We start from the raw sequence: 22,713 nt of genomic DNA, 5'->3' as shown, positions 1-22,713 counted from the left end.
TAGAGCGATTTTTTGTTTTTAAAAAGGGGATTTTTGACTAAAAAGTTTATGCGTTGGATTCTAATCATTGGCGCTTTAGTTTGCGTGCTTTTAGGTGGTTTTATTGTTTTTACAAGTATTTCCGTTAAAAAGTTCTTAAACACTCACATTAATAATGCCTTAGAAAACCAAGCAAGCGTGCGCTTTACCCCCTTTGCTTGTCAAGGACTTTTTAAAATCTCATGCACTTCTAAAGACCTTAGCCTTTTAGATTCAAAATCTTTAGAATTGCTTAATTTTAAGAACTTAGTTTTGGGGCTAGAATCTATGGATAAAAGCACTCTAACCCTTTCTATCAAATCTCAAGCAAAATCCCCTATTTTAGAGCGCTTGATAGCACAAGATTTAGCCCATATTCCTTTGAAAAATTTAAACACCCTCTTAGGTCAAATCAAGCCTGAATTTTTAAATTGCTCCTTACAATTTAGCGCCCTAGATGCTAAAACCCTAGATAGCCATTTAAAATGCCATTTAACCAACAAAGAAAAAGTCCTTGCTTATAGCTTTTCTCAAGACACTAAAGTTACTACGCAAAATGACCTATCCCTTAGAAATGTCCTAGAAACGCTTTCCTCTAAAGATAGCGAGGCATTAGGCAATTTAGAAGAAAATTTACGCTTTTCGCTCTATCATTTGGGGCTTTCTTTAGAATCTAAACATCTCAAAAGTATTTTAGAGCCTTTTTATAACCAAAATAAAGAAAGCTTGTCATCTTTTTCGCCTTATTTTAGCTTGCGCCCTATTCAAACGCCTAATATCCCCTATGATAGCGCCTTACTCTTTTTGGAAAAGCATTTTATAACCCTTTTTAATGCTAAAGACAATGTTTTTTATCAAGACTTCTTAAAAGCGCTTGTATCTATGGCTAAAAATGAACGCTCTGAGATTATCCTTGATGCTCAAGTTAAAGACACCACTAAGCTTAGTTTTAACGCCATGTTAGAAAGTCTTAGTCAAAATCTTTTTAAATCCTATCAATTCAGTGTGAAGTAATTTGATGAATACAACCCCCCCTATAAAACCCCCTAAAGCAAAAGGGATTAAACGCATTATTAAAGCCTTTTTTTACTCTAAAGATGGGCTTAAGTGTGCATGGGTAGAAGAGAGTGCTTTTAGACAAGTATTGATTCTAGCTCTAATTTGTATTATTCTAGCAAGCTATATTACCAAGGATTTTTTAGAATGGGGGCTATTGATTTTGCCTTGCTTTTTATCCGTGGTTATTGAATTATTAAATAGTTCCATTGAAAAGGCTGTAGATTATACCGGCACAGAATTTCACCCCCTAGCTAAAAAGGCTAAGGATATTGCTAGTTCAGCTCAGCTCATAGGGCTAATTTTTTGGGCTTTTATTTGGGGGCGTTATCTTTTTTGCGCTCTATCAAAGTAATTAAATTTTAGGGAGAAACATGCAAGATAGCTTGATTGAGAAAGACAAAAATATTATAGAAGTAGGAATTGATTCTTCTATTGAAGAGAGTTATTTAGCTTATTCTATGAGTGTTATCATTGGGCGTGCCTTACCTGATGCTAGAGATGGCTTAAAGCCTGTTCATAGGCGTATTTTATATGCGATGAACGAGCTAGGTCTCACTTCTAAAGTCGCTTACAAAAAGAGTGCTAGGATTGTGGGTGATGTTATCGGTAAATACCACCCCCATGGCGATATTGCTGTTTATGATGCCCTAGTTAGAATGGCACAAGATTTTTCTATGCGTTTAGAATTAGTCGATGGGCAAGGAAACTTTGGCTCTATTGATGGCGATAATGCCGCTGCTATGCGTTATACCGAGGCTCGCATGACCAAAGCGAGTGAAGAAATTTTAAGAGATATTGACAAAGACACCATAGATTTTGTGCCTAACTATGATGATACCTTAAAAGAGCCTGATATTTTACCAAGCCGTCTGCCTAATCTCTTAGTCAATGGGGCTAATGGTATTGCAGTAGGTATGGCTACTTCTATACCACCGCATAGAATTGATGAAATCATAGACGCTTTAGTGCATGTGTTAGAAAACCCTAACGCTGAATTGAATGAAATTTTAGAATTTGTTGAAGGGCCAGACTTTCCTACCGGCGGAATCATCTATGGCAAGGCGGGTATTATTGAAGCCTATAAAACAGGGCGTGGGCGTGTGAAAGTTAGAGCCAAAGTGCATGTGGAAAAGACTAAAAATAAAGACATCATTGTTTTAGATGAAATGCCCTATCAAACCAATAAAGCTAAATTAGTAGAACAAATCAGCGATTTAGTGCGAGACAAACAAATTGAAGGCATTTCTGAAGTGCGTGATGAATCTGATAGAGAAGGCATTAGAGTGGTGATTGAGTTAAAAAGAGATGCGATGAGTGAAATTGTCTTAAACCATCTCTACAAACTCACCACAATGGAGACCACTTTTAGCATTATCCTACTCGCTATTTACAATAAAGAGCCTAAGATTTTCACACTTTTAGAACTCTTACACCTTTTCTTAAGCCATAGAAAAACCATAGTTATCAGACGCACCATATTTGAATTAGAAAAGGCCAAAGCACGAGCTCATATTTTAGAAGGTTATTTGATTGCCCTAGACAATATTGATGAAATCGTGCAACTCATTAAAACTAGTGTTAGCCCCGAAGTGGCTAAAAACGCTTTAATGGAGCGTTTTAGTTTGAGCGAAATTCAAAGCAAAGCCATATTGGAAATGCGTTTGCAACGCTTAACCGGACTTGAGAGAGATAAAATCAAAGAAGAATATCAGAATTTACTAGAGCTGATTGAAGATTTAAACGGCATTTTAAAGAGTGAAGCCCGCCTAAATGAAGTCGTAAAAACAGAGCTTTTAGAAGTCAAAGAGCAGTTTTCTTCTAAAAGACGCACCGAAATTCAAGAATCCTATGAAAATATTGATATAGAAGATTTAATCGCTAATGAGCCTATGGTGGTGAGTATGAGCCATAAAGGCTATGTTAAAAGAGTGGATTTAAAAGTCTATGAGAGACAAAATCGTGGCGGTAAGGGCAAGCTATCTGGTAGCACTTATGAAGATGATTTTATTGAGAGCTTTTTTGTGGCTAACACGCATGATATCTTGCTCTTTATCACTAATAAAGGTCAGTTGTATCATTTGAAAGTCTATAAAATCCCAGAAGCTAGCAGAACCGCTATGGGTAAAGCCATAGTTAATTTAATCTCATTAGCTCCAGATGAAAAGATTATGGCAACTTTAAGCACCAAAGATTTTAGCGATGAACGCTCTTTAGCCTTTTTCACTAAAAATGGTGTCGTAAAACGCACGAATTTAAGCGAGTTTGGTAGTAATAGAAGTTATAGTGGTATCAAAGCGATTAATTTAGATGAAGATGATGAGTTAGTAACCGCAAAAATTGTGGATAAAAACTCCAAGCATTTACTTATCGCTTCACATTCTGGCACTTTTATTAAATTCCCTTTAGAAGATGTGAGAGAAATCGGGCGAGTGAGTCGTGGGGTTAGGGGCATAAGACTTGCTGAAAATGATTTTGTTGTGGGTGCAGTTGTTGTTTGTGATGATAATAACAAGCTTTTAAGCGTGAGTGAAAACGGACTAGGTAAGCAAACCTTAGCGGAGTCTTATAGAGAGCAATCTCGTGGGGGTAAGGGTGTGATTGGTATGAAACTCACTAAAAAGAGCGGCAATTTAGTGGGTATTATTAGCGTAGATGATGAGAACCTAGATTTAATGATACTCACTGCAAGCGCGAAAATGATTAGGGTTTCTATCAAAGATATTAGAGAGACCGGAAGAAATGCTAGTGGGGTGAAACTCATAGACACCGCTGATAAGGTCGTGTATGTCAATTCTTGCCCTAAAGAAGAAGATAATGAGATTACTGAAACTTCAGATTCTCAAAGCTTGTTTGACTAATGCGTTTCTTTTTACTCTTTTATTTGCTAGGGGCTTTTTTAAAAGCTCTTAGCCCCCTAGAAAACCAAGAATTTTTAATCTCGTATCGTTTAAAGATTATAGATTCTGTGGCTGTGGGCGAAGAATATTCTATTTCTAAACCCATAGCAAGCCGTATTAAAACAGCCCCCTATGTCTTAGACTATCATTGCTTAATCATAGCTCATAATTTACCTACAATTAATTCCAAAGACCCCCACCTTCAAGCCCGATTAGAAAATTCACTCTTAGAAAGAGCCCTAAAAAAAGAAAAAGAGCAAATCATAGATTGTCTTTTAAAAAGCCAAGTCGCTATCACGCATTATGACAATAGCTATAAAAATGGCACCACCACCACAAGCATACTCAATCTCAAAGCCCTAAGCGTTAGAGCGAGCCTAGCGGGAAATGTGCTGTCTTTAGATATTTTTAGAAAGGAAGAAGAATGAAAATCGCCATTGTAGAAGATGATATCAACATGCGTAAAAGCCTAGAGCTTTTTTTTGAACTCCAAGATGACTTAGAAATTGTGAGTTTCAAAAACCCCAAAGACGCCCTAGCCAAATTAGATGAAAGCTTTGATTTAATCATCACCGATATTAACATGCCCCATATGGATGGCTTAGAATTTTTACGCCTTTTAGAGGGCAAGTATGAATCCATTGTCATCACCGGCAATGCAACCTTAAATAAAGCCATTGATTCTATCCGCTTAGGCGTGAAAGACTTTTTCCAAAAACCCTTCAAACCCGAATTGCTTTTAGAATCCATATACCGCACCAAAAAGGTTTTAGAATTTCAAAAAAAGCACCCCCTAGAGAAACCCCTAAAAAAGACTCCCGCTCAAAAACACAGCTTTTTAGCCACTTCCCCTGCCCTAGAAGAAGTCAAACGCCAAGCTTTAAAGGTCGCAAGCACTGATGCTAATGTCATGTTATTAGGCGAAAGTGGCGTAGGCAAGGAAGTCTTTGCTCATTTTATCCATCAAAATTCTAGCCGCTCTAAAGAACCCTTTATGGCAATTAATATGTCTGCAATTCCAGAGCATTTATTAGAAAGCGAGCTTTTTGGGTATCAAAAAGGGGCTTTCACTGACGCTACCACCCCTAAAATGGGGCTTTTTGAGAGTGCCAATAAAGGCACGCTATTCTTAGATGAAATCGCTGAAATGCCTATTCAATTACAAAGCAAGCTTTTAAGAGTCATTCAAGAAAAAGAAGTTACACGACTTGGCGATAATAAGAGCATAAAAATTGATGTGCGTTTCATTTCAGCCACCAATGCTAACATGAAAGAAAAAATCGCCTTAAAAGAGTTTAGAGAAGATTTGTTTTTCCGCTTACAAATTGTGCCTATCGCCATCCCCCCTTTAAGAGAGAGAGTAGAAGAGATTTTACCCATTGCTGAAATTAAGCTTAAAGAAGTGTGTAATGCTTATAATCTAGGGCAAAAATCTTTTTCAAAGAACGCTATTAAATGCCTTTTAAAATATTCGTGGCATGGAAATGTGCGAGAGCTTTTAGGCGTAGTAGAAAGGGCGGCGATTTTAAGCGAAGAAAATGAAATCCAAGAAAAAGATTTGTTTTTGGAAAGATAAAAGCCAGCATGTCATTTCTAATCCCTTGCTCCACAATAATGAGTCATAACAATCTTTTTTGTAGCCAATTTTTGTTTGCGTTAGTTTAACAATCCATTTAAGAAACACCATGCACGATTTACAAAACTTTAAAAATGATATTACGCTCATTCTATCCAAAGACAGGCTAGAGACTTATGACAACCTAGAGCAATACAAGGAAAATTTAAAACTCATTAGCCTAATCACGCCTAAAATCTCTAATTTAGAGATTTATTTGCGTAACGCATTAGATTATTGCCTAACTCAAATTAAGGGGAATGAGTGGGTGTTTAATGAAAACTCTTTAATCCCTTTAATCAATGAATTAGAAGAAAAGAAAAAAGAAATCACGCATTCTCTAATCTTATCTAAAATGTCTTTAGGAGCAGTAATTAAGCTTATCTTTTTTTATAAATTAGAGGGAATAGTATTAGATTTAAAGCATATTAATTTCAAATCCTATTACTCCAATAATAAAAGTGCGCTACTTATCAACAATAAGAAAAATCCATTGTCTAGTGCTTCAAAGGTTCATATCGCCCTAAACTTGCTATGGACAATTAGAAATCGTGCGTATCATTGGGAAAATTTATTAAAAATCAAGCCAAACAACCGCCCACGCATTACGACTTATTTCACTGGATTAAAAGACAATGATAAGACAAAAATGCCTATGAATATAAGCATAGAGCCTAGTAAAATTTCTTTATTTTTAGATGATTTGATTAAGAGTATTGGAAACAAAGACTTGGAAGATTTAAGTAACCTACAGATATAGAAAAGATTGGGCTTCGGTTAGCCCATTGAATGTAGGCGTATTATAGCCAAATCATTACCAATAGTCAAATGTAACTAATGAAATTGATGGGGTTATTGTAGGGATTATGCCAAACAAAATTGCTTTGTTTTTAGATGACTTAATCAGAAGCATTGGGAATAAAGGTTTAGAGAAACTAAGTAATCTATAAGAAAAAAGTGGGCTTCCGTTAGCCCTTGAATGTAGGCGTATTATAGCCAAATCATTACCAATAGTCAAATATAACTAATAATCAAATATAACCAAACAAATTCACAGAGACTTAAAGAAAAACTTCAAAAGTTTAAGAGAGCTAGTCAAAGCTCATTTGTGCGATGATATTTTCAAGAAGCAAACCTTAATTAAAGCTATCATGCAATCCTGCTATTACAAAGGCTTAGAAAAATCATCATGCCCAACCCCTACTCACGCCCTTATCTTGCAGAGATAATCTAAGCTTGTGTAAAAAAGTTACCTAAAAGAACAAATTTTACCACATTAAGTTGATATGCAATGCCTATTGTCTTAAATCTGCTATAATTAGGTCAAACTTTTAACACATACACATACACATACACATACACATACACATACACATATGTGTTGTTGAATGTTTATGAAGTTATTAAAAATTAACGATTTTAAAGGAATTTTATGCTACACAAAAATAAAACGCTGTTTTTAAGTTTCATCTGCTGTGTTAGTCTAGCTTACGCAGAAGATGATGGAGGCTTTTTCACCGTTGGTTATGAATTAGGGCAAGTGATGCAAGATGTCAAAAACCCGGGCAAAGCCAAGGCAGATTATTTGATGCAACAGCTCAATTCTGGAGTTACCCTAAATGTTGCCGGTCAAGATATAGGGGGCAATGTAGTAGGAAGCTTAGGCAATGCTTTTAGCACCTACTTAAATTCTTTTTTGCAAAATTATAGGAACTATACTAGCCCTCAAAAAATGGTTGAACTACCCGTATTTTTTTGGAATACTCTAAATCCACATATGAATCCACAAGGCAATGACCCCGCTAAAGTGCCTTTCATCAATTCTGTTCAAAACATGCTTAATGCCTCTAACCCCAATTCTTTAGTGAGCAGGATTCTAAGCGTAACCCAACCGGGCATTACCACCTACCCCCAGCTTATCAATCAAATCGCTTATTTCCAATCTTTACCACTCTTTTTACAAAATCTTAATGGCGTTCTTGATGGCAGTCAACTTGGTAATTATCAAAGTTATCAAAACAACAATCAAATTACAACAAAAACATTAGAATTAGAAAAAAAATATTGCATCACTCCCGATAGTACTTGCGCCCCTACCATATCTAGTGGTAACAAAGAAACAGCTAATATGACAGAAACAGCCTTACAAACCCTTACCCAACAAATCACAGGCATGACCACACAAGTAGCACAATCTCTAACCACTCAAACTAAGGGCATGTCTAAAATTAGTGGTAGCGTTTTAGAAAGCGCTACAGCTCTAGCAAGCTTAGATGCTTTAGTTTCTGGCTCTAACCCAAGCGCCGCCGAATTAACAAAGCTTGTGCAATAAGTCATTGATATATCCAAGCAAGCTCAAGGGCTACTCCAACAAGCTTATGATGAGTCTTTAAAAGGAAGTGGTAGTAGCAATAATCAAGTTGCCACCAATTTACCAAGTGCCTTAGCCAATGTTGAAAACACTATCACTAAACTTCAAAATCTCAATAACGAAGTTAAAGCAAGCCCCTATCTCCCACAATTTCGCTCTGGTAATAGCCGACAAACTAACATTATGAATGGCTTTTATACCAAATGGGGTTACAAACAATTCTTTGGTAAAAAGCGTAATATCGGTTTAAGATACTATGGATTCTTCTCTTATAATGGAGCAAGTGTTGGCTTTAGAGAGACTTCTAATTCTGTAGGTCTATACACTTATGGGGTAGGCACTGATGTGCTTTATAACATCTTTGAAAGGTCTTATCAAAACAAGTCTGTGAATATGGGTGTTTTTGGTGGGATTCAATTAGCAGGAGAGACCTTTAACTCTTCTTTGAAAAATAGCCAATATGTCAATAAGAAAGATATTAATAGCACGCATTTTCAATTCCTCTTTGACTTAGGCTTTCGTATGAACTTTGGTAAATTAGGTCAAAAGACTAAGCGTCATCGCCAACACACTGTTGAAATTGGTGTTCAAGTGCCTACTATCTATAACACCTATTATAAGTCTGCTGGAACTACAGTGAGATACTTCCGTCCTTATAGCGTGTATTGGTCTTATGGGTATTCATTCTAAGAAAGGGGAAAAGAAAGATGAAAATAACAACAACAAAGTTTAACAAGGAAAATTCTGTGAAACATTTTAAAAACAATATCAAATTTTTAGCCCCTTTAAGCTTAGTGCTTTCTTTATCTCTAAGCCCCTTAAATGCTGAAGAAGATGGAGGCTTTATGACCTTTGGTTATGAATTAGGTCAAGTAGTGCAGAGTGTGAAGAATCCTGGCAAGATTAGAGCCATAAACTTAGCGAGCGAGCTAAATGCGGAAACAACCAATAATTTGCCCGGCAATAATGAAGGGGGCAATATTGTCGCTTTGCTAGGAAATATGATGGCAAACTATATCCAAACCGTTCCTGCAGCCTACTTAAGGTATCAACCTGGAACTAAGGGTGTTATATGGTCAGATAACACACCTTATCAACAATATACCCAACAAGTAAATACCATCATAGATGCGTTAGAGGCTCTGTCACATAACGCCTATAAGACCAACTACCCTACTCTAGCCAAAGAGACGAGCTACATCAATTCTTTTGTAACTTATGTAGACTTCATCAATCAATGGCAAGCACAAAATGGCTATACGAGTGGTCAGGATGGTAATTTACCTTATGTTATGTCTCAAACCGATAAGGTTAAAGATGTTAATAACACCTTTATCAATAATATTTTGCAATTACAGCTTTTCAACTCCGCTAATGCGGGCAATGAATTGCCCCAAAAGGATTTTACTAAGCTTGTTCAAAATATCATTGATTCTTCGCAAAAGACTTTAGATGCCATTAAAGATGCAGAGATTGATCCTAATAAGATTCAAGAATCAAACGCTAAAAAGAATGTTGAGGCTACTAGCAAGCAACTCCCCTCTTACACCACTAATGTCCAAAATACGATTGATAAGCTCCAGCGCTTAAACAACGCTATTATCAATAACCCCTATTTAGCGCAATTTGCCGCCGGCAATAGCAAGCAGACTAACTCCATGAGCGGATTTTACACTAAGATTGGTTACAAACAATTCTTTGGTAAGAAAAAGGCGTTTGGTCTAAGATACTATGGATTCTTCTCTTATAATGGAGCAGGTGTGGGTAATGGCCCTACTTATAATCAAGTGAATCTACTCACCTATGGTGTAGGAACAGACGCACTCTATAATGTGTTCTCTCGTTCGTTTGGTTCTAGGAGTATTGATGCAGGATTCTTTACAGGGATTCAGCTTGCTGGAGATAGCTATATCACAAGTTTAGCTAAAAATTCTCAGCTCGTTCATAAGCCTACTGCGACCAAATTCCAATTCCTCTTTGATGTGGGCATGCGTATGAATTTTGGTATTTTAAAAAAAGATATGAAAAAGCATAACCAACACTCTATTGAAATTGGGGTTCAAATCCCTACTATCTATAACACCTATTATAGTAGTGGTGGCACAGAAGTGAAATACTATCGCCCTTATTCTGTATATTGGGTTTATGGGTATGCGTTCTAATTAACTCTAGCTATTGCTTTCTAAAAACCCCAAAAAAATTCTTTTTTCTTTGGGGGAGACTATAATTACTCTGTGTATCGTTAAATCTCTTTTGATTGCAAAAACTTGTTTTTTAAAAGGCTTACGCCTTGCTTGTTAAGACTATATCAATTTTATAAGCGCTAAAAGCGCTTATTTAAGGGGGACTTAGGACACTCTTCATTGTGTCCTTATCCCCCTTAACAACCCCCAAACACCCGCAAGGCTTATAAAGTTATCGCTTGACTAAAGTCAAGCTCTTTTATATTTTTACTATTAAATCTCTATTGTTGGTTTTTCTGCCAATAAAGTAATTTAAATTTTGCCATCATAAAACCTTAGTATAAAATTTATCTTTAAAGAATAAAGAAAGGGTTTAACCATGCCAAATACAAGATTACCTAAGCGACTTTCTCATTTGATTGATAAGACAGAGCAAGAACTCCAAAAGATACAAAATAACCTTATGGATTTTAAAAAAAATGGTCTCCATAGAATTAGAACAAAAGACCCTAGCTTGAATGACAAACTAGATGAACTCACCAAACTTTTACAAGAAATCAACCTTACTCTTAATCAAAAAAAGGCTACCGATTGTTGCAAGGGGCATGAAAACCCAAACCTTAAAACACAGCAAGCTATGAGAGATATTTTAATGGGTAAAAATGTAGAAATCATTGAAAATTACTCCCAATTTAGCGATGAAGTAAAAAAAGGAAGTGAATACTAAAAAATTAAGCACCACAGCTTTTATAAAAAGGATTTAAAAAAGTTGATTAAAAATGGTTTTGATGATAGCGTTTTGAATGAAGTTATTACTACTTTAAGAAAGAAAGAACCACTAAAAAACCACAATTTAAAGACCACGAATTAAAAGGGGCATGGAAACCTTTTAGAGAGTGTCATATAAAAACTGACATTTTACTTGTCTATCTAGTGAAAGATGATGAGCTTATTTTAGTAAGGCTTGGTAGCCATAGTGAATTATCTTAAAAAGCTTAAAAACAAGCCTTAAAAAGCCTAAAAATTAAGACTGATGAGCTAACGCTTGAATATTTAGCTGAAACTAGAGTTTACTAGAATTGAGAAAAAAACTTATCTAAGAATAACTATCCCTTAAAATAAATACTAAAAATCAATGTTTCAAAATTTAGAAAGTTTAACTATCACTCTAAAATATCTATTTTAATAGAATACGCCAAGAAATCAATATTTCAAAATTTTAAAAAAGTTTTAAATATCATTCTCAATTATCTACTTTAATGGGACACGCTAAGAAGTGTGAGAGCATGAACTAAAAATAAGTTTTTTGTAGCATTTTTTAAGCGAGCGTTATCAATCCTTTGTTTTTTAACCAAGTTTGATTGTTTAATATTTTTGGAATTGTGTTGCCATAAATCTTAACAAGCCATTGTTTAAAAGCCTATTTTTAACTTCGTTTTATAGTTTTTATTACCGCCCCAAAAGTTTTATGGGCTTATAGTAAAAATAAGAGCATAAGCTAAAAAATCCAATGATTAGATTTTTAGAACCATTTTAAAAAAGCTTAAAAACATTTTGCAATGGATTTTGACTCTCTAAGATAAAACGCTTGCACTCCCTTAAAAATGTTAATCCAAAAAAAAGAGTTTTAAGAGCCTATTCTCTCAAACTTCTTTGATTGATTTTCTAAGTCTTAAAAATAGTTTTTAAATCGCTTTAAAACATCTTAAAAGGCGTTTTAATCAACGCTATGCAAAAAACAAAAAATGCCATAATCTTTTAGCTAATCTTTTATTTTTTAAGAGATTTAAGAATGCGTATTAGTGGCAATGCTTTCTCATAAATTTTATGAAAAATTTTATAAGACTTGGTTTCTGCAAATAATAATGGCTCATATAAATCACGCTGTAAAATAAAAGGATTATTATGATAGATTTCATCGCTTTCTATCATTGTTTTAAAAAAATGGGCGATTTTTTTTAAACTTAAGTTTTGATAAAAGCAAGGCTTACCATTAACAGAGTTTAAAGGATTTGCATACAGCATGTCTAAATACGCATTTTCATGTGTGTGTAAATATCTCACATAGTCAATCGCCTCATCAAAATCCTTAAAATCATGCACATTCACAAAACTCTTAGGATTAAATTCTTTAGCTACACTAGGACTCCCCCAATAGATTGGAATAGTATGGCTGAAATAAGCGTCCATGATTTTTTCTGTTACATAGCCATAGCCTTTAGCATTTTCAAAACACAGATTGAATTTGTATTGACTTAAAAATTCTAGCTTGTTTTTGACCCTATAGCCTAAGGTATTATTTACCCCCCCCCCCCGCAATCGCACCTACAGAACTTAAAGCATCATGGAAGTTTTCTCGCACTAAACAGCCCTTATGGCTTGCCACAAAACTCGTAAATTCTCTTTTAAAGGGGTCAATTTCTTCATTTACCACAGAGCATAAATTGGGGTGATTTGTTTTAAAATGATTTGTAGGTTTATTTTGAAAGTAAGGGTTATTAGATTTGAGTTTATAAGGCGAAGTGCTATCATTAGCACAAAGCTCTGCAAGTCGGTGCAAGGTATCAAAGTAGAGAGGCAAGCGCAAATAACGATTATTAAATTCTAATTCATCAAAACCTATAGCATAATCAAAAAGATTAAAATCGGGCGCTTGATTTTCTATAGTATAAAACAAACGCTTTGTTTCTTTGTAAGAAAAAATCTTTCTAGTATGCCCATTAGGAGTGCCAATAACCAAGTCTATAGGCTTATTGGCATCCTTAGTGATATTATAATGCCAGCTCAAAACAAAATATAACACAGACCCCCTAAAATGCTTATCTTCTTCCTCTTTGGCTTTTTTATAAGAATCAAATAAATCCGCAAAAAAATCTGCCCAATTTGCTACAGCAATATTCAATAAAGGTTTATGAGAAACTTTATCAATCGCACAACTTTCTATATATGCATCTAATAATGGTTGGAACAAAATAATCCTTAAAAATCTATATTAAAAAGCCATTTTGACATAAAAGCCATTAAAATTATCTGATTTGAAAATGAGCCAACTTAAAAGTCATAAAAACATCTTAAACAATCTCAAAAAGAACCTAAGCTACTAAAAAGCCAAGGTTACAGTAGCGCTATAAGCCCCACCTTTGAAATTGCTCGGTGCACCCTCTGGCAATTTGATATGCACATATTTTAAGCACCCATTAACGACCTTATCATACCTTTTTTCAAAAGAATGGTGGTGTTCTAAGGGTGCGGGGAGATTTTTATCTAGCTCAAACTTGCTTGGTTTAATAAAAATCCCCTCTCCAAAAAGCGATTTCATCGCCGAGGCAAACACACGCTTATGAATAGGAATAGTAATAATCCCATCGCTCACAGATGACACCAAAGGATTTGAATAAAATAACCTAATCCCTCTAATCTCTTCTGCATGCACAATACCCAAAAAAACCCCTAAAATGATTAGCGTCCTAACCCCATGATTTATCCTTTATTTACTGCTTGGTTCAAGAATGAATAAATGTATCTCAAACTTTCTTAAGACCTTATTAAGCCAACCCTAAATCTTAGAAAAAGCCATTTTACCCAATTTTTAATAATCTTTTTCCTTTTTAAGCTTTTTTCATATAATTTGCCCTTTCAGTAACCTTTAAGTTTCGGCTATCTCAAATAGTGGAGACTTGATTATGTTGGATATATCAGTTTTTAATGCCGAGTTTTTCTTAGAAAACAAAGATTTACAAGCCTATTTTGCCAAAGACAAGCATTCTAAGCTTTATACTTTCTATACCGCTCTAAGAAATAAGTTTGTAGAAGTATTAAGGGGCAAAACTAAGCAAAAGTGCCTTAATAGCGATACTTTCTATATTAACAAGCAGGATAAATCATACGAATTTGATGTAACTCAAAGAACCGTGCGTAATTGGCTTAACATCTTACAAGAACAGGGTTTTATTAAATTTAGCTACTTAAAGCATGACCTTGTGTCAATTACTATGTTAGATTACACCAAGATAGAAGCACTATACCCACCAAAAGTAGATGAATACAATAAAGAAATCCTGCCTAATCGTTTCTATAAAGAAGCCCAGCTTAGATTAACCCATTTTATCAGACAACAACAAGCAAGCACATTTAAACTCAACGATTTTGAGGGCGAATGGGTATTAGAAGATTATAGTTCTAAAAAAGAATTGTCAAACAGCAAAGAGCTGTATGTCAAACTCAAACAAAAAAATAATAATCAAGTCTGTATCCCAGTATCTTATGAGTATCTAACGAGTAAGGCGCTCCCTAGTTTGAAATGCCACTTCCACCAAAATATTATCAACAAGAATTTTAGGGTCTCTCTAATCAACGCCTTAAAAACTAATCCACATAAGGACTTGAGTGTGGCTTAGTTAACAAAAAACAAAGGAAACGATAATGTTAGAGAGTTTAAAACACTTTAAAAATCAAATTAAAGGCATTAACAATAAAGTTAATAGCTTAAGTTTAAAAGCAAGATTGTTTTTATTTTCACTATTAGGATTAAACACTTTATACGCTCAAGGCATACAAAATTTTACCAACAGATTTTTTCAATTCTTGCAAAGTGGTGAAGCACGCTCAGTAGTAGCTATTATTATTGTGTTTATGTTTGGTTATTTGATTAAAAACCATGAAAGATGGAAAGAGTTTATTTGGATGTGGGGGTCTATTTTGGCTGGTTTGATTGGCTTATTGAATGCTCGCACAATTGCTAGTTGGATTTATGTGTAAATGGCTAAAGCAGATTATCAATTTGTGGTATTGCGCTCTACAAACATTAGAGAGCTTTCTAAAAAAGAAAAGATTATGGGTTTAAACTTTATGTCTTGGATACTTTCAGCTATGTTAGGCTGTGTAACTATGGCGTATTCAACCCTTTATGCTTTGATTGTATTTGTAACCATGTTCATTAGTTTTTATATCGCTGAATTCTTTGATGAAGATATAACAGACATTCTTTTTGGGATTTTTACCCTAGAAAGCGATATTGAGGATTACTATGCTTAAGATTTCTACCAAAGACATTTTAATGGTTTCAAAAATAATCTTAGCCACTCCTTTATTAAACTCTAGCTTTCTAAAGGAAAAAACCCTATGAATTTTGTTGAGTTTTTAAAGAACAAAGCCTCTTCAATGTTTTTTGGTGCATTACCCAAGCATTATTCTATGGCAGAAGAAAACAATATTTTAGGGCTTTACAATGATGATTTTATCCTTACTAAAAAGGGAAATCTAGTCGGTATGATAGCCTTAGAGGGAATTAGCTATGCCGATTTGAATGATGAACAAATTGCCAAACTCTTTAATGAAAGGGTTGTAGCTTTTAATCTCATTTCTAGTGATGTAGAAATGAAAATCATAGCCAAGCGAAGAAAAGCGCACTTTAATCAGCAATACGAACATATCAAAAACCACTACGCTAAAACCATTATCAATCTATGGGAAAGCAATGAGGAAGTTTATACCAATAGCTATTATTTAATCTTTGAAACCAAAGATACCTATCTAAAAGGCTTTTTAGAAAGAAAAAAGCAAGAATGGACAACTTCAATCAAAGAACAAGAAAACAAGCAAGAAGAAAGCATTAAAGAAGTAAAGACTAGCACCAGATCTAATGAAAATACTAACAACACAAACTCTGAAATCAAAGACAGCTCTACTGAGACCATAGCTGAAGATAAAGAAGAAGTCAAAGAAGAAACAACCAATAATTCAGCTGATAGCAAGACCAATGAAAAACAAGAAATCAACAAAGAGAGTAATACAACCGAATTTGCAACCATTAAATCTAGCAAAAAGCTAACCTTTATCAATAAAGAAACGCTTTTGCAATCTATTGTCAATTCCTTTTTGCAAGTTTTAAGCCCTCTAAAACCCAAGCAAATGCCAAGCATTGAAATTTTAAGGTTTTATGGCGAGTATATCAATGGGGTATATCTGCCCTTTAAGGTGCATAATGGCTTACTAAGAGATAGTTATATTGCCTCTAATGTGCATTTTCATAAAGATTACTTTATCCAAGAATATAATGGGCATACGACTTGTAATCGCTTTATTTCTATTAAAGCGTATGATACTGATGAAATCACTTCTGTGCCATTATCCACTATTTTAAGCTTTAAAAGTGATTTTGACATTATCATTAGCATAGATGCCCTAAACAAGGACAAGGCAACAAGCAAAATTGAAGAAAAAAGAAAAAGGGCTAATGAGATTATTAAGCCTACTATTGAAAATTTAAACAACCTAGTAAAAACGGATAGAGTTTTAATAGAGTATGTGTCTTTAATGGTGCTTTTAAAGGCTACCAATAAGCAAGAATTAGACAAAAAAAGCTTAGAAGTTGTCAATACTTTTAAAAATCATGGACTTATTGCTATCCATGAAACTATCAATCTAAAACCTATCTTTTTTAGTTTCTTTCCTAACAGAAACAATTTAAACGCTAGAAAGAGATTGCAAAGCTCTGATAATGTTGCCACTATGCTTATGTTTGACAAAGAGCATAATGGAAGAGATAGAAACTCTTGGGGTAGAATGCCTCTAACAATGTTTAAAACCCAATCTCAATCACTCTTTTTATTTAACTTCCACGCTCAAGAAGTGTTAAAAGACACGGATATGGTCTTAGGGCATACAATGATTTTAGGAGGCACAGGGGCAGGTAAAACCACTCTAATGAGCTTTTTAATTCTTAATTGCTTTAAATACAACATTAACATTCTAGCCTTAGACAGACTTAATGGCATGCGTATAATGAGTGAGTTTTTAAACGCTGAATACAACGACTCAGAAAATTTTGCTCTCAATCCTTTTAGCTTAGAAAAATCTAGTGAGAATATTACCTTTTTAAGCTCTTGGGCAAGTTATTTAATCGGCTTAGATGAAAACAAACAAGGTGATATAGAAAATATCAAAGCCATAGAAAAATGCGTGAATGATTTATATCACAATCTCTATGATACAGGAACTAAATTTGGATTAAAAGACTTAAAAGATAGCGTTGTGAAAACGAGTAACGAAACGATTTCTATGCAATTAGATAGGGCTATGGATAATCCCTTATTCAATCAATTAGAAAGTAGCTTAAAATTTAGCCAACAACTCACAGCTATCAATATGGATAGCATTGTGCAAAACGCTAAAAATGCCTCACTCATTGCTCTTATACTATTCCATACTATGATTTATGAGGCTAAAAAACACGCTAAGGGCTTTTTCATTTTTATTGATGAGGCAAGAAGTTATATTGAAAATGAAGTGATGATGGATAAAATCAATCTCACTTTAACACAAGCTAGAAAGGTTAATGGGGTTTTGGCTCTTGCTTTTCAAGACATTAACCAACTTGATGGCATGTCTAATGCAAGAAGTATGGTAGATAATATGGCACATATTGTCTTATTCCCAACAAGCAACTTAGACAAATTAGAAAGCTATGGCATAAACTTAACCCCTAGTGAAAAAGCCTTCTTAACTAGCCCTAGTAACTATAAGGTCTTAGTTAAAAACAAGCTTGATGGCACTTCTAATATCTTAGATGTGAATTTGTCTAAGCTTGGAAAATACCTAAAAATCCTTAGCTCTTCAGCTCCAAGTGTAGCAAAACTTTTAGAACTAAAACAACAATACCCCAATAACTACAAAGAGAGGTTTTTAGCTTATGAATAAGCCTTTTTATGTGGCACTGCTGACTATCCTATTTGCTTTTGCAGGTTGCACGAGCAACAAACGATACGAGATGTTTAAAAGCCCTTGTGCATGTAATTTTGACAAGGAAATAAGAGTTTTTATTAAAAACCACAACAAAGGAGTTAAATATGAATGAAAAAGAACAAGTCATCTTAGAGGTTACAAACCCCCTTAAATCCTTAAGGGTTAATACCAAAGATTTTGATTGCCTTAATCTAGACAATGCCACTAAGGTTCAAGAATTTATTGACCTTATCAAAAGCAATTCTCAAGATTTATATGATGATAAATACTTAGCTTTCTATCCTAAAACACTAAGGGGTATGTATAGTGATAGAGCAGATGGTTGTAGAGATGCCTATGGTATTGGAAACCTTGAAAAAGCAGTGATTGATATTTTCTTTGAAACTCAAACAAGAAAGCAAGATTTATACCTTGTGTCTTTAAAATGCGAGGCTTTAGATGAAAATAATCAAGTCATCAAAGATATTACTAACAACTTGCATAACAAAAGCCACATGTTTAATAGCGTAAAAATGCTTGATAGTCTAGCGGAGCTAATCTTCAAACTTTTAAATAAGGTCAATGAACATGATGAAGAAGTTAAATTTTTTGACCATGTCATAGTGTTTAGTCTAAAAGACAATAGCTTGTGTGTGTTTATGCTTGTAGAACCTTTAGAGCCTGTTACAGAAGTAATTTAAGGGACAAATAGTCATATGCAACAATCAATGAATAAATGGGGAACTTATGGCGTAGATGTTGCCAAACCCTTAAGACTTGAAGAAGAGCCTAACACACCCATAAATACACCATTTTATTCCCACATTAATAGTTCTACTCAGGACAATAGAGAACCTTTGACCAAGAACATTGAAAACAATTCTATTGATAATAGCCAAGAATATAATCATTCTATTGATAACAATTCATTATTTAATAATGCTATTAACAATAATGCAGACTCTTCTATAGACAATAATAATGAAATTCCGAAGGAAGAGAACGCAATAAACCAAGAAAATTTAGAGCTAGAAAAACAAAACTTAATACAAAAAGTTCTTTCAAAGGTTATTTTAAATAAAAAAGTCAAACAAACTTTTGAAACCCCTATGATTTTTGAAAGCGTAAGAGATGCCAACACGATTTTAAAAGTAGAAAGAAAGATAGGCGACTATTTGATTTTGATTGCCTCCTTTTTCTTTTTAACCACGCTAACTCTTATTATTCTAATTATTTTCTTATTGCCACTAAAAGAAAAAGACCCCTATTTAGTTACCTTTGCTAACTCAACTGAGAATTTTGCTCTTATCCAAAAAGCAAATTCCTCTATTACTGCTAATAAAGCATTGGTAAGACAACTTCTAGGAGCTTATATTTTAAATAGAGAACTTATCAATAGGATTGATGATAAAGAACGCCAAGAGATAGTAAGGGAGCAAAGTTCTAATGAAGTATGGCAAACTTTTGAAAATTTAGTCGCCCATGAAAATAGTATCTACACGAATGAAAAATTAACTAGAAATGTCAAAATCGTTAATATCGCACTAATTAAAAAGGGCTATGCCAATGCTGATGTAGAAGTTACGCTTTATGATACAGGTATTGTTAAAAGTATTAAACGCTATAGAATAATTGTGGGTTATACTTTTGAGCCTATTGAAATTGACTTTATCTCTATGCCTAAAAACCCCACAGGCTTTCAAGTTTATGGGTATAGTGTTACTGAAATTGCAGTGATTAAAGAACTAGACAAAGAAAATCAAGTAGAAAACCCCAACTCAAATCAATCTAAAATCCATTATAAAGACAATAATGAAACAAACCAAGTCAATGATTATGGGTATAAGCAAGATAACAATGAAGTTAGTAACTCTTTAAATATTCCAGAAGAAAAAGATACAAAAGGCACAAGTAATCCTAGTTCTTTGCCTAAGCAAGAAAACACCAACCATTCTACCCCCTCATTACCCAATAATCAGCCTAGCCTACCCAACCCTTTTAATAAGGCACAAGAATGAACTTGAAAACCTATTCTATAGCTTTCTTATTCCTTGCTTTAAACGCAAATGAACCTAATAATACCTTAGAGCAACCAAATACGCCCACTACATTTCCTAGTAGCCCTAGTTCTGAACCTAATAATTTACCAAATCCTATGCGTAATACCACGCCTTCACCTAATGTCTTTGATAGCTCTTCTCAACAAGCCCCTATACCAAATGATGATAGCGTTAAAGCATTAAGTGCAAGTGGCATTGATGAAAACAAGTTCAAAGAAGATGAAGACATAGAGCAAGCTAAAAAAATGATGGATTTGCATGCTATCCAAAATTCATTTTTTGACAAAGACAGACTTTTACAAGACAATCATTTAAACATTCTTTATAACGCAGGGGATACTTATAGAATTAGATTAAGATATGCTATGACAACCACTTTCATCTTTGATGAAGATAACATCATTTATGTGAGCTTAGGAGATCCCACAGGATTTGAAGTCTCTTATCCTAACAATGAGCAATACGCTCTCAATAATGTTTTAATCATCAAGCCTTTGCTTATTGGAGTAGATAGCAATTTAACTGTGATTGGCTCTAGCGGTAAGGTTTATACTTTTTACATCTTTTCTACCACTTTTACAAGCAAAAAGAACCCCCTATTAAGCGTATTTGTATCTAGCAATAGAAAAATAGGCACTATTGATGTAGGCGATAAAAACAAGAAAAAAGAAAAAGAAAGTGGCATTAAAACCAACACTCTTTTTACTAATGATAGTTTTAAAAAGATTGATTATTCTAGCAAGGAAATTGATGATGGCAAGTTCATTAAAATTGGCGATGAAGTCAATCATATCTATATAGAAAAATCAAAAATTAGTCGTGGCTATATCCAAAAGCCTAAAAGCAAACGAACTTGGTGGAGTTTATGGTTTTATAAACGCCCTTTAAAACCTAGCAAGGATATTCAAGCCTTTGAGATTTTTGATGATGGTAAATACACTTATTTTAAATTCAATAGGGATTTGTCCGTCTTTAAATTCCCCTATCCTTATAAAGTAGTGGATAAATATGATAGCCCTATCAATTCTAAAATTGTTGGTAATTACATTATTGCTGAAGATGTGAGTGATAAATGGACGCTAAGACTTGGAGATGAATATGTTTGTGTGCATAAACTCAAATACGAACAATACATTAAATATCTCAAATCTAATTTACGCACGCAACAAAGACTAGACAACAAAGACTTCCTTTCTCAAATTCCCCAAGTCAATCCTAAACTAGAAAGACAAAAGGAAGTTCAAAAAATCAAAGATTATGTGTCCAATCCCAAACCTAAAATCACTAAACAAATAGAAAAACCTACCCAAAAAACGCTTTATAAGACTAAAAAAGGTATCAAGCACTGCCCCACACTATGCCCACCTATTGAAAAGAAAAAAACTATTCAAGAAAAAAATAACCCTTCAAAAACTAATCCACTTAAAACAAAGGCAAAACAATGAATATTAAGGGGTTGTTAAAACGCAAGGAAGTGTGGGTTTTAAGCATTTTTCCTGTGATTGTTTTAATCGGTTATATTGCCAAACAAGAAGTGATTGATGAGGAACTAGAGCAATTTAAGAGTAAATTCCCTATCCCTGATTATATCTACCAAAACTCTGAAGACAAAGAGAAACAAAAAGTAGCTAACACTAATATTTCAAACAATAATGCTAACAATACTAATAATCCTAACATACCATCTAACCCAACAAATGCCAATAGCACCCCTTCTACTACACCTACAAGCGAGAATAAACAAACATCTAATTTTGATATTGGAGCTTATTTAAATAGCTTAAAAAATATTGATTTCTTCAATCATTCTAAAGAAAATAACTCTTTAAACAACCAATCCAAAGACAAACAACAACCCAACAACAATGATTTTAATAGCCCTAATTTTGATTACTCTAAGGCAAGCCCTGCAACTAAGATGAGACTATCACTTCTTAGCCAACGCTTTAATAGTAGCGATGTGAATAATGCTTATGGGACAAGTGCGGATAAAAATAACAGAGAAATTGAATATGGCACAGATAGCTTTGAAAACTTTGAGAGAAAAGACAAAGCAAGCCACGAAAACAAACTTTTACGCACCATTACGGCTGATAGAAATATACCAGCTACGCTAGTAACCCCAATTAGTTCTGCAATTGGAGGCAATAAGATTGTAGCTCAAGTAGAAAGTGATGTTTATGCCTCTATGGGAAGAGCCGTGCTAATCCCTAAAGGCTCTAGGGTCATAGGCTACTACAACTCTAGTAGCAAAATGGGGCAATACCGCTTAGAAGTTGTGTGGAATAGAATTATCACGCCTCAAGGCGTCAATATCATACTAAGCGATAGTAAGGGGAGCGATGTTAAGGGTTATAACGGACTAATTGGTAAAGCCCACAACAAATATTTCACTAAATTTGGCATGCCTTTTTTATTTTCAACGCTTTCTAATGGCTTACTCATTGGCATGACAGCTGGCATTACAGAAAATATGGGGAAAAAACAAAGAAGTGGTGCAAATAACTATTTTGGAGATTATATGATGATGCGACTTATGCAACAAAGTGGCATGAATTTAAACAATATCATTAACAATATAATGAGTCAATTCTCTCAAATTAAGGCTGTCATCATCATTAAAGAAGGGAGCAGGATATTCATTAGCCCTAACACAGATATTTTCTTCCCTATTCCTAAGCATAATGAAGTTTTAGCGGTCTTTTTCAAAGAAAACAAGCCAAAAATTTCAGATGAGGAGTTAAGCGATGATGACAATGAATTTTAATTTTAGACAAGGAGTTACATT

18 protein-coding genes and 3 pseudogenes are annotated in these 22,713 nt (G+C 34.2%); 19 read left to right on the top strand and 2 right to left on the bottom strand.

The genetic code is table 11. The features are described from left to right. Positions 1–33: 33 nt before the first annotated feature. The 10 genes and pseudogenes from HCW_RS04485 (at position 34) to HCW_RS04440 (ending at position 11,133) form a co-directional block, all read left to right on the top strand. On the top strand, positions 34–1,032 hold the full coding sequence (locus HCW_RS04485) for a hypothetical protein (protein ID WP_014661034.1): 999 nt from the start codon (positions 34–36) through the stop codon (positions 1,030–1,032). Positions 1,033–1,036: 4 nt separating this feature from the next. Next, entirely contained in the window at positions 1,037–1,429 is a 393-nt protein-coding gene (locus HCW_RS04480) for a diacylglycerol kinase (RefSeq protein WP_014661033.1), read from the top strand. 19 nt (positions 1,430–1,448) lie between these two features. After that, positions 1,449–3,935: a DNA topoisomerase (ATP-hydrolyzing) subunit A gene (gene gyrA / locus HCW_RS04475; RefSeq protein WP_014661032.1), complete on the top strand. Its 2,487-nt coding sequence runs from the start codon at positions 1,449–1,451 to the stop codon at positions 3,933–3,935. Beyond that, entirely contained in the window at positions 3,935–4,402 is a 468-nt protein-coding gene (locus tag HCW_RS04470) for a hypothetical protein (RefSeq protein ID WP_014661031.1), read from the top strand. The genes gyrA and HCW_RS04470 overlap by 1 nt, the downstream gene beginning before the upstream one ends. Further along, positions 4,399–5,550: a sigma-54-dependent transcriptional regulator gene (locus HCW_RS04465; RefSeq protein WP_014661030.1), complete on the top strand. Its 1,152-nt coding sequence runs from the start codon at positions 4,399–4,401 to the stop codon at positions 5,548–5,550. Before HCW_RS04470 ends, HCW_RS04465 begins: the two co-directional genes overlap by 4 nt. Positions 5,551–5,659: 109 nt before the next feature. Then, complete coding sequence (locus HCW_RS04460; protein ID WP_014661029.1) at positions 5,660–6,349, top strand: hypothetical protein; 690 nt, start codon at positions 5,660–5,662, stop codon at positions 6,347–6,349. A 672-nt stretch (positions 6,350–7,021) separates the two neighbouring features. Further along, a pseudogene (locus HCW_RS09260) lies at positions 7,022–8,650 on the top strand (outer membrane protein). 17 nt (positions 8,651–8,667) lie between these two features. Then, a complete protein-coding gene (locus tag HCW_RS04450) occupies positions 8,668–10,122 on the top strand; it encodes an outer membrane protein (RefSeq protein WP_014661028.1) in 1,455 nt (484 codons plus the stop codon). A gap of 400 nt (positions 10,123–10,522) precedes the next feature. Further along, positions 10,523–10,870, top strand: a complete 348-nt coding sequence (locus HCW_RS04445) for a hypothetical protein (protein WP_014661027.1) — start codon at positions 10,523–10,525, stop codon at positions 10,868–10,870. Positions 10,871–10,912: 42 nt separating this feature from the next. Further along, positions 10,913–11,133 (top strand): annotated as a pseudogene (locus HCW_RS04440) (type II toxin-antitoxin system YafQ family toxin). A 780-nt stretch (positions 11,134–11,913) separates the two neighbouring features. Here the strand turns inward: HCW_RS04440 and HCW_RS04435 are convergent. Together HCW_RS04435 and HCW_RS04430 are read right to left on the bottom strand one after the other, a co-directional pair. After that, positions 11,914–13,114, bottom strand: a pseudogene (locus tag HCW_RS04435) (glycosyltransferase family 10 domain-containing protein). Positions 13,115–13,243: 129 nt separating this feature from the next. Further along, complete coding sequence (locus tag HCW_RS04430) at positions 13,244–13,585, bottom strand: hypothetical protein (RefSeq protein ID WP_014661023.1); 342 nt, start codon at positions 13,583–13,585, stop codon at positions 13,244–13,246. Positions 13,586–13,826: 241 nt separating this feature from the next. On the opposite strand from HCW_RS04430, the gene HCW_RS04425 reads away from it, so the two are divergent. The 9 genes from HCW_RS04425 (at position 13,827) to HCW_RS04390 (ending at position 22,692) form a co-directional block, all read left to right on the top strand. After that, positions 13,827–14,540 carry a hypothetical protein gene (locus HCW_RS04425; RefSeq protein ID WP_014661022.1) on the top strand — a complete coding sequence of 238 codons (714 nt, stop codon included), beginning with the start codon at positions 13,827–13,829 and terminating at the stop codon, positions 14,538–14,540. Positions 14,541–14,565: 25 nt separating this feature from the next. Next, positions 14,566–14,901 (top strand): TrbC/VirB2 family protein, encoded by a 336-nt coding sequence (locus tag HCW_RS04420; RefSeq protein ID WP_014661021.1) that lies wholly within the window; start codon positions 14,566–14,568, stop codon positions 14,899–14,901. Continuing rightward, a complete protein-coding gene (locus tag HCW_RS04415) occupies positions 14,902–15,177 on the top strand; it encodes a hypothetical protein (RefSeq protein ID WP_014661020.1) in 276 nt (91 codons plus the stop codon). 87 nt (positions 15,178–15,264) lie between these two features. Further along, entirely contained in the window at positions 15,265–17,841 is a 2,577-nt protein-coding gene (locus HCW_RS04410; protein ID WP_014661019.1) for a DNA transfer protein, read from the top strand. Further along, positions 17,834–17,998 carry a hypothetical protein gene (locus HCW_RS09590; RefSeq protein WP_196794371.1) on the top strand — a complete coding sequence of 55 codons (165 nt, stop codon included), beginning with the start codon at positions 17,834–17,836 and terminating at the stop codon, positions 17,996–17,998. The genes HCW_RS04410 and HCW_RS09590 overlap by 8 nt, the downstream gene beginning before the upstream one ends. Beyond that, entirely contained in the window at positions 17,991–18,566 is a 576-nt protein-coding gene (locus HCW_RS04405) for a hypothetical protein (protein ID WP_014661018.1), read from the top strand. Before HCW_RS09590 ends, HCW_RS04405 begins: the two co-directional genes overlap by 8 nt. 15 nt (positions 18,567–18,581) lie before the next feature. Next, the gene (locus tag HCW_RS04400) at positions 18,582–19,883 is read left to right on the top strand and encodes a type IV secretion system protein (RefSeq protein WP_014661017.1); all 1,302 of its coding nucleotides are present in this window, start codon (positions 18,582–18,584) and stop codon (positions 19,881–19,883) included. Continuing rightward, positions 19,880–21,370, top strand: a complete 1,491-nt coding sequence (locus HCW_RS04395) for a TrbG/VirB9 family P-type conjugative transfer protein (protein ID WP_014661016.1) — start codon at positions 19,880–19,882, stop codon at positions 21,368–21,370. Before HCW_RS04400 ends, HCW_RS04395 begins: the two co-directional genes overlap by 4 nt. Continuing rightward, complete coding sequence (locus tag HCW_RS04390; protein ID WP_014661015.1) at positions 21,367–22,692, top strand: DNA type IV secretion system protein ComB10; 1,326 nt, start codon at positions 21,367–21,369, stop codon at positions 22,690–22,692. The genes HCW_RS04395 and HCW_RS04390 overlap by 4 nt, the downstream gene beginning before the upstream one ends. The last annotated feature ends 21 nt before the right edge of the window (positions 22,693–22,713 follow it).

Origin of the sequence: Helicobacter cetorum MIT 00-7128 (assembly GCF_000259255.1) — a bacterium.
Lineage (GTDB): Bacteria > Campylobacterota > Campylobacteria > Campylobacterales > Helicobacteraceae > Helicobacter > Helicobacter cetorum_B.
This window is presented reverse-complemented; position numbering and strand designations above follow the sequence as displayed.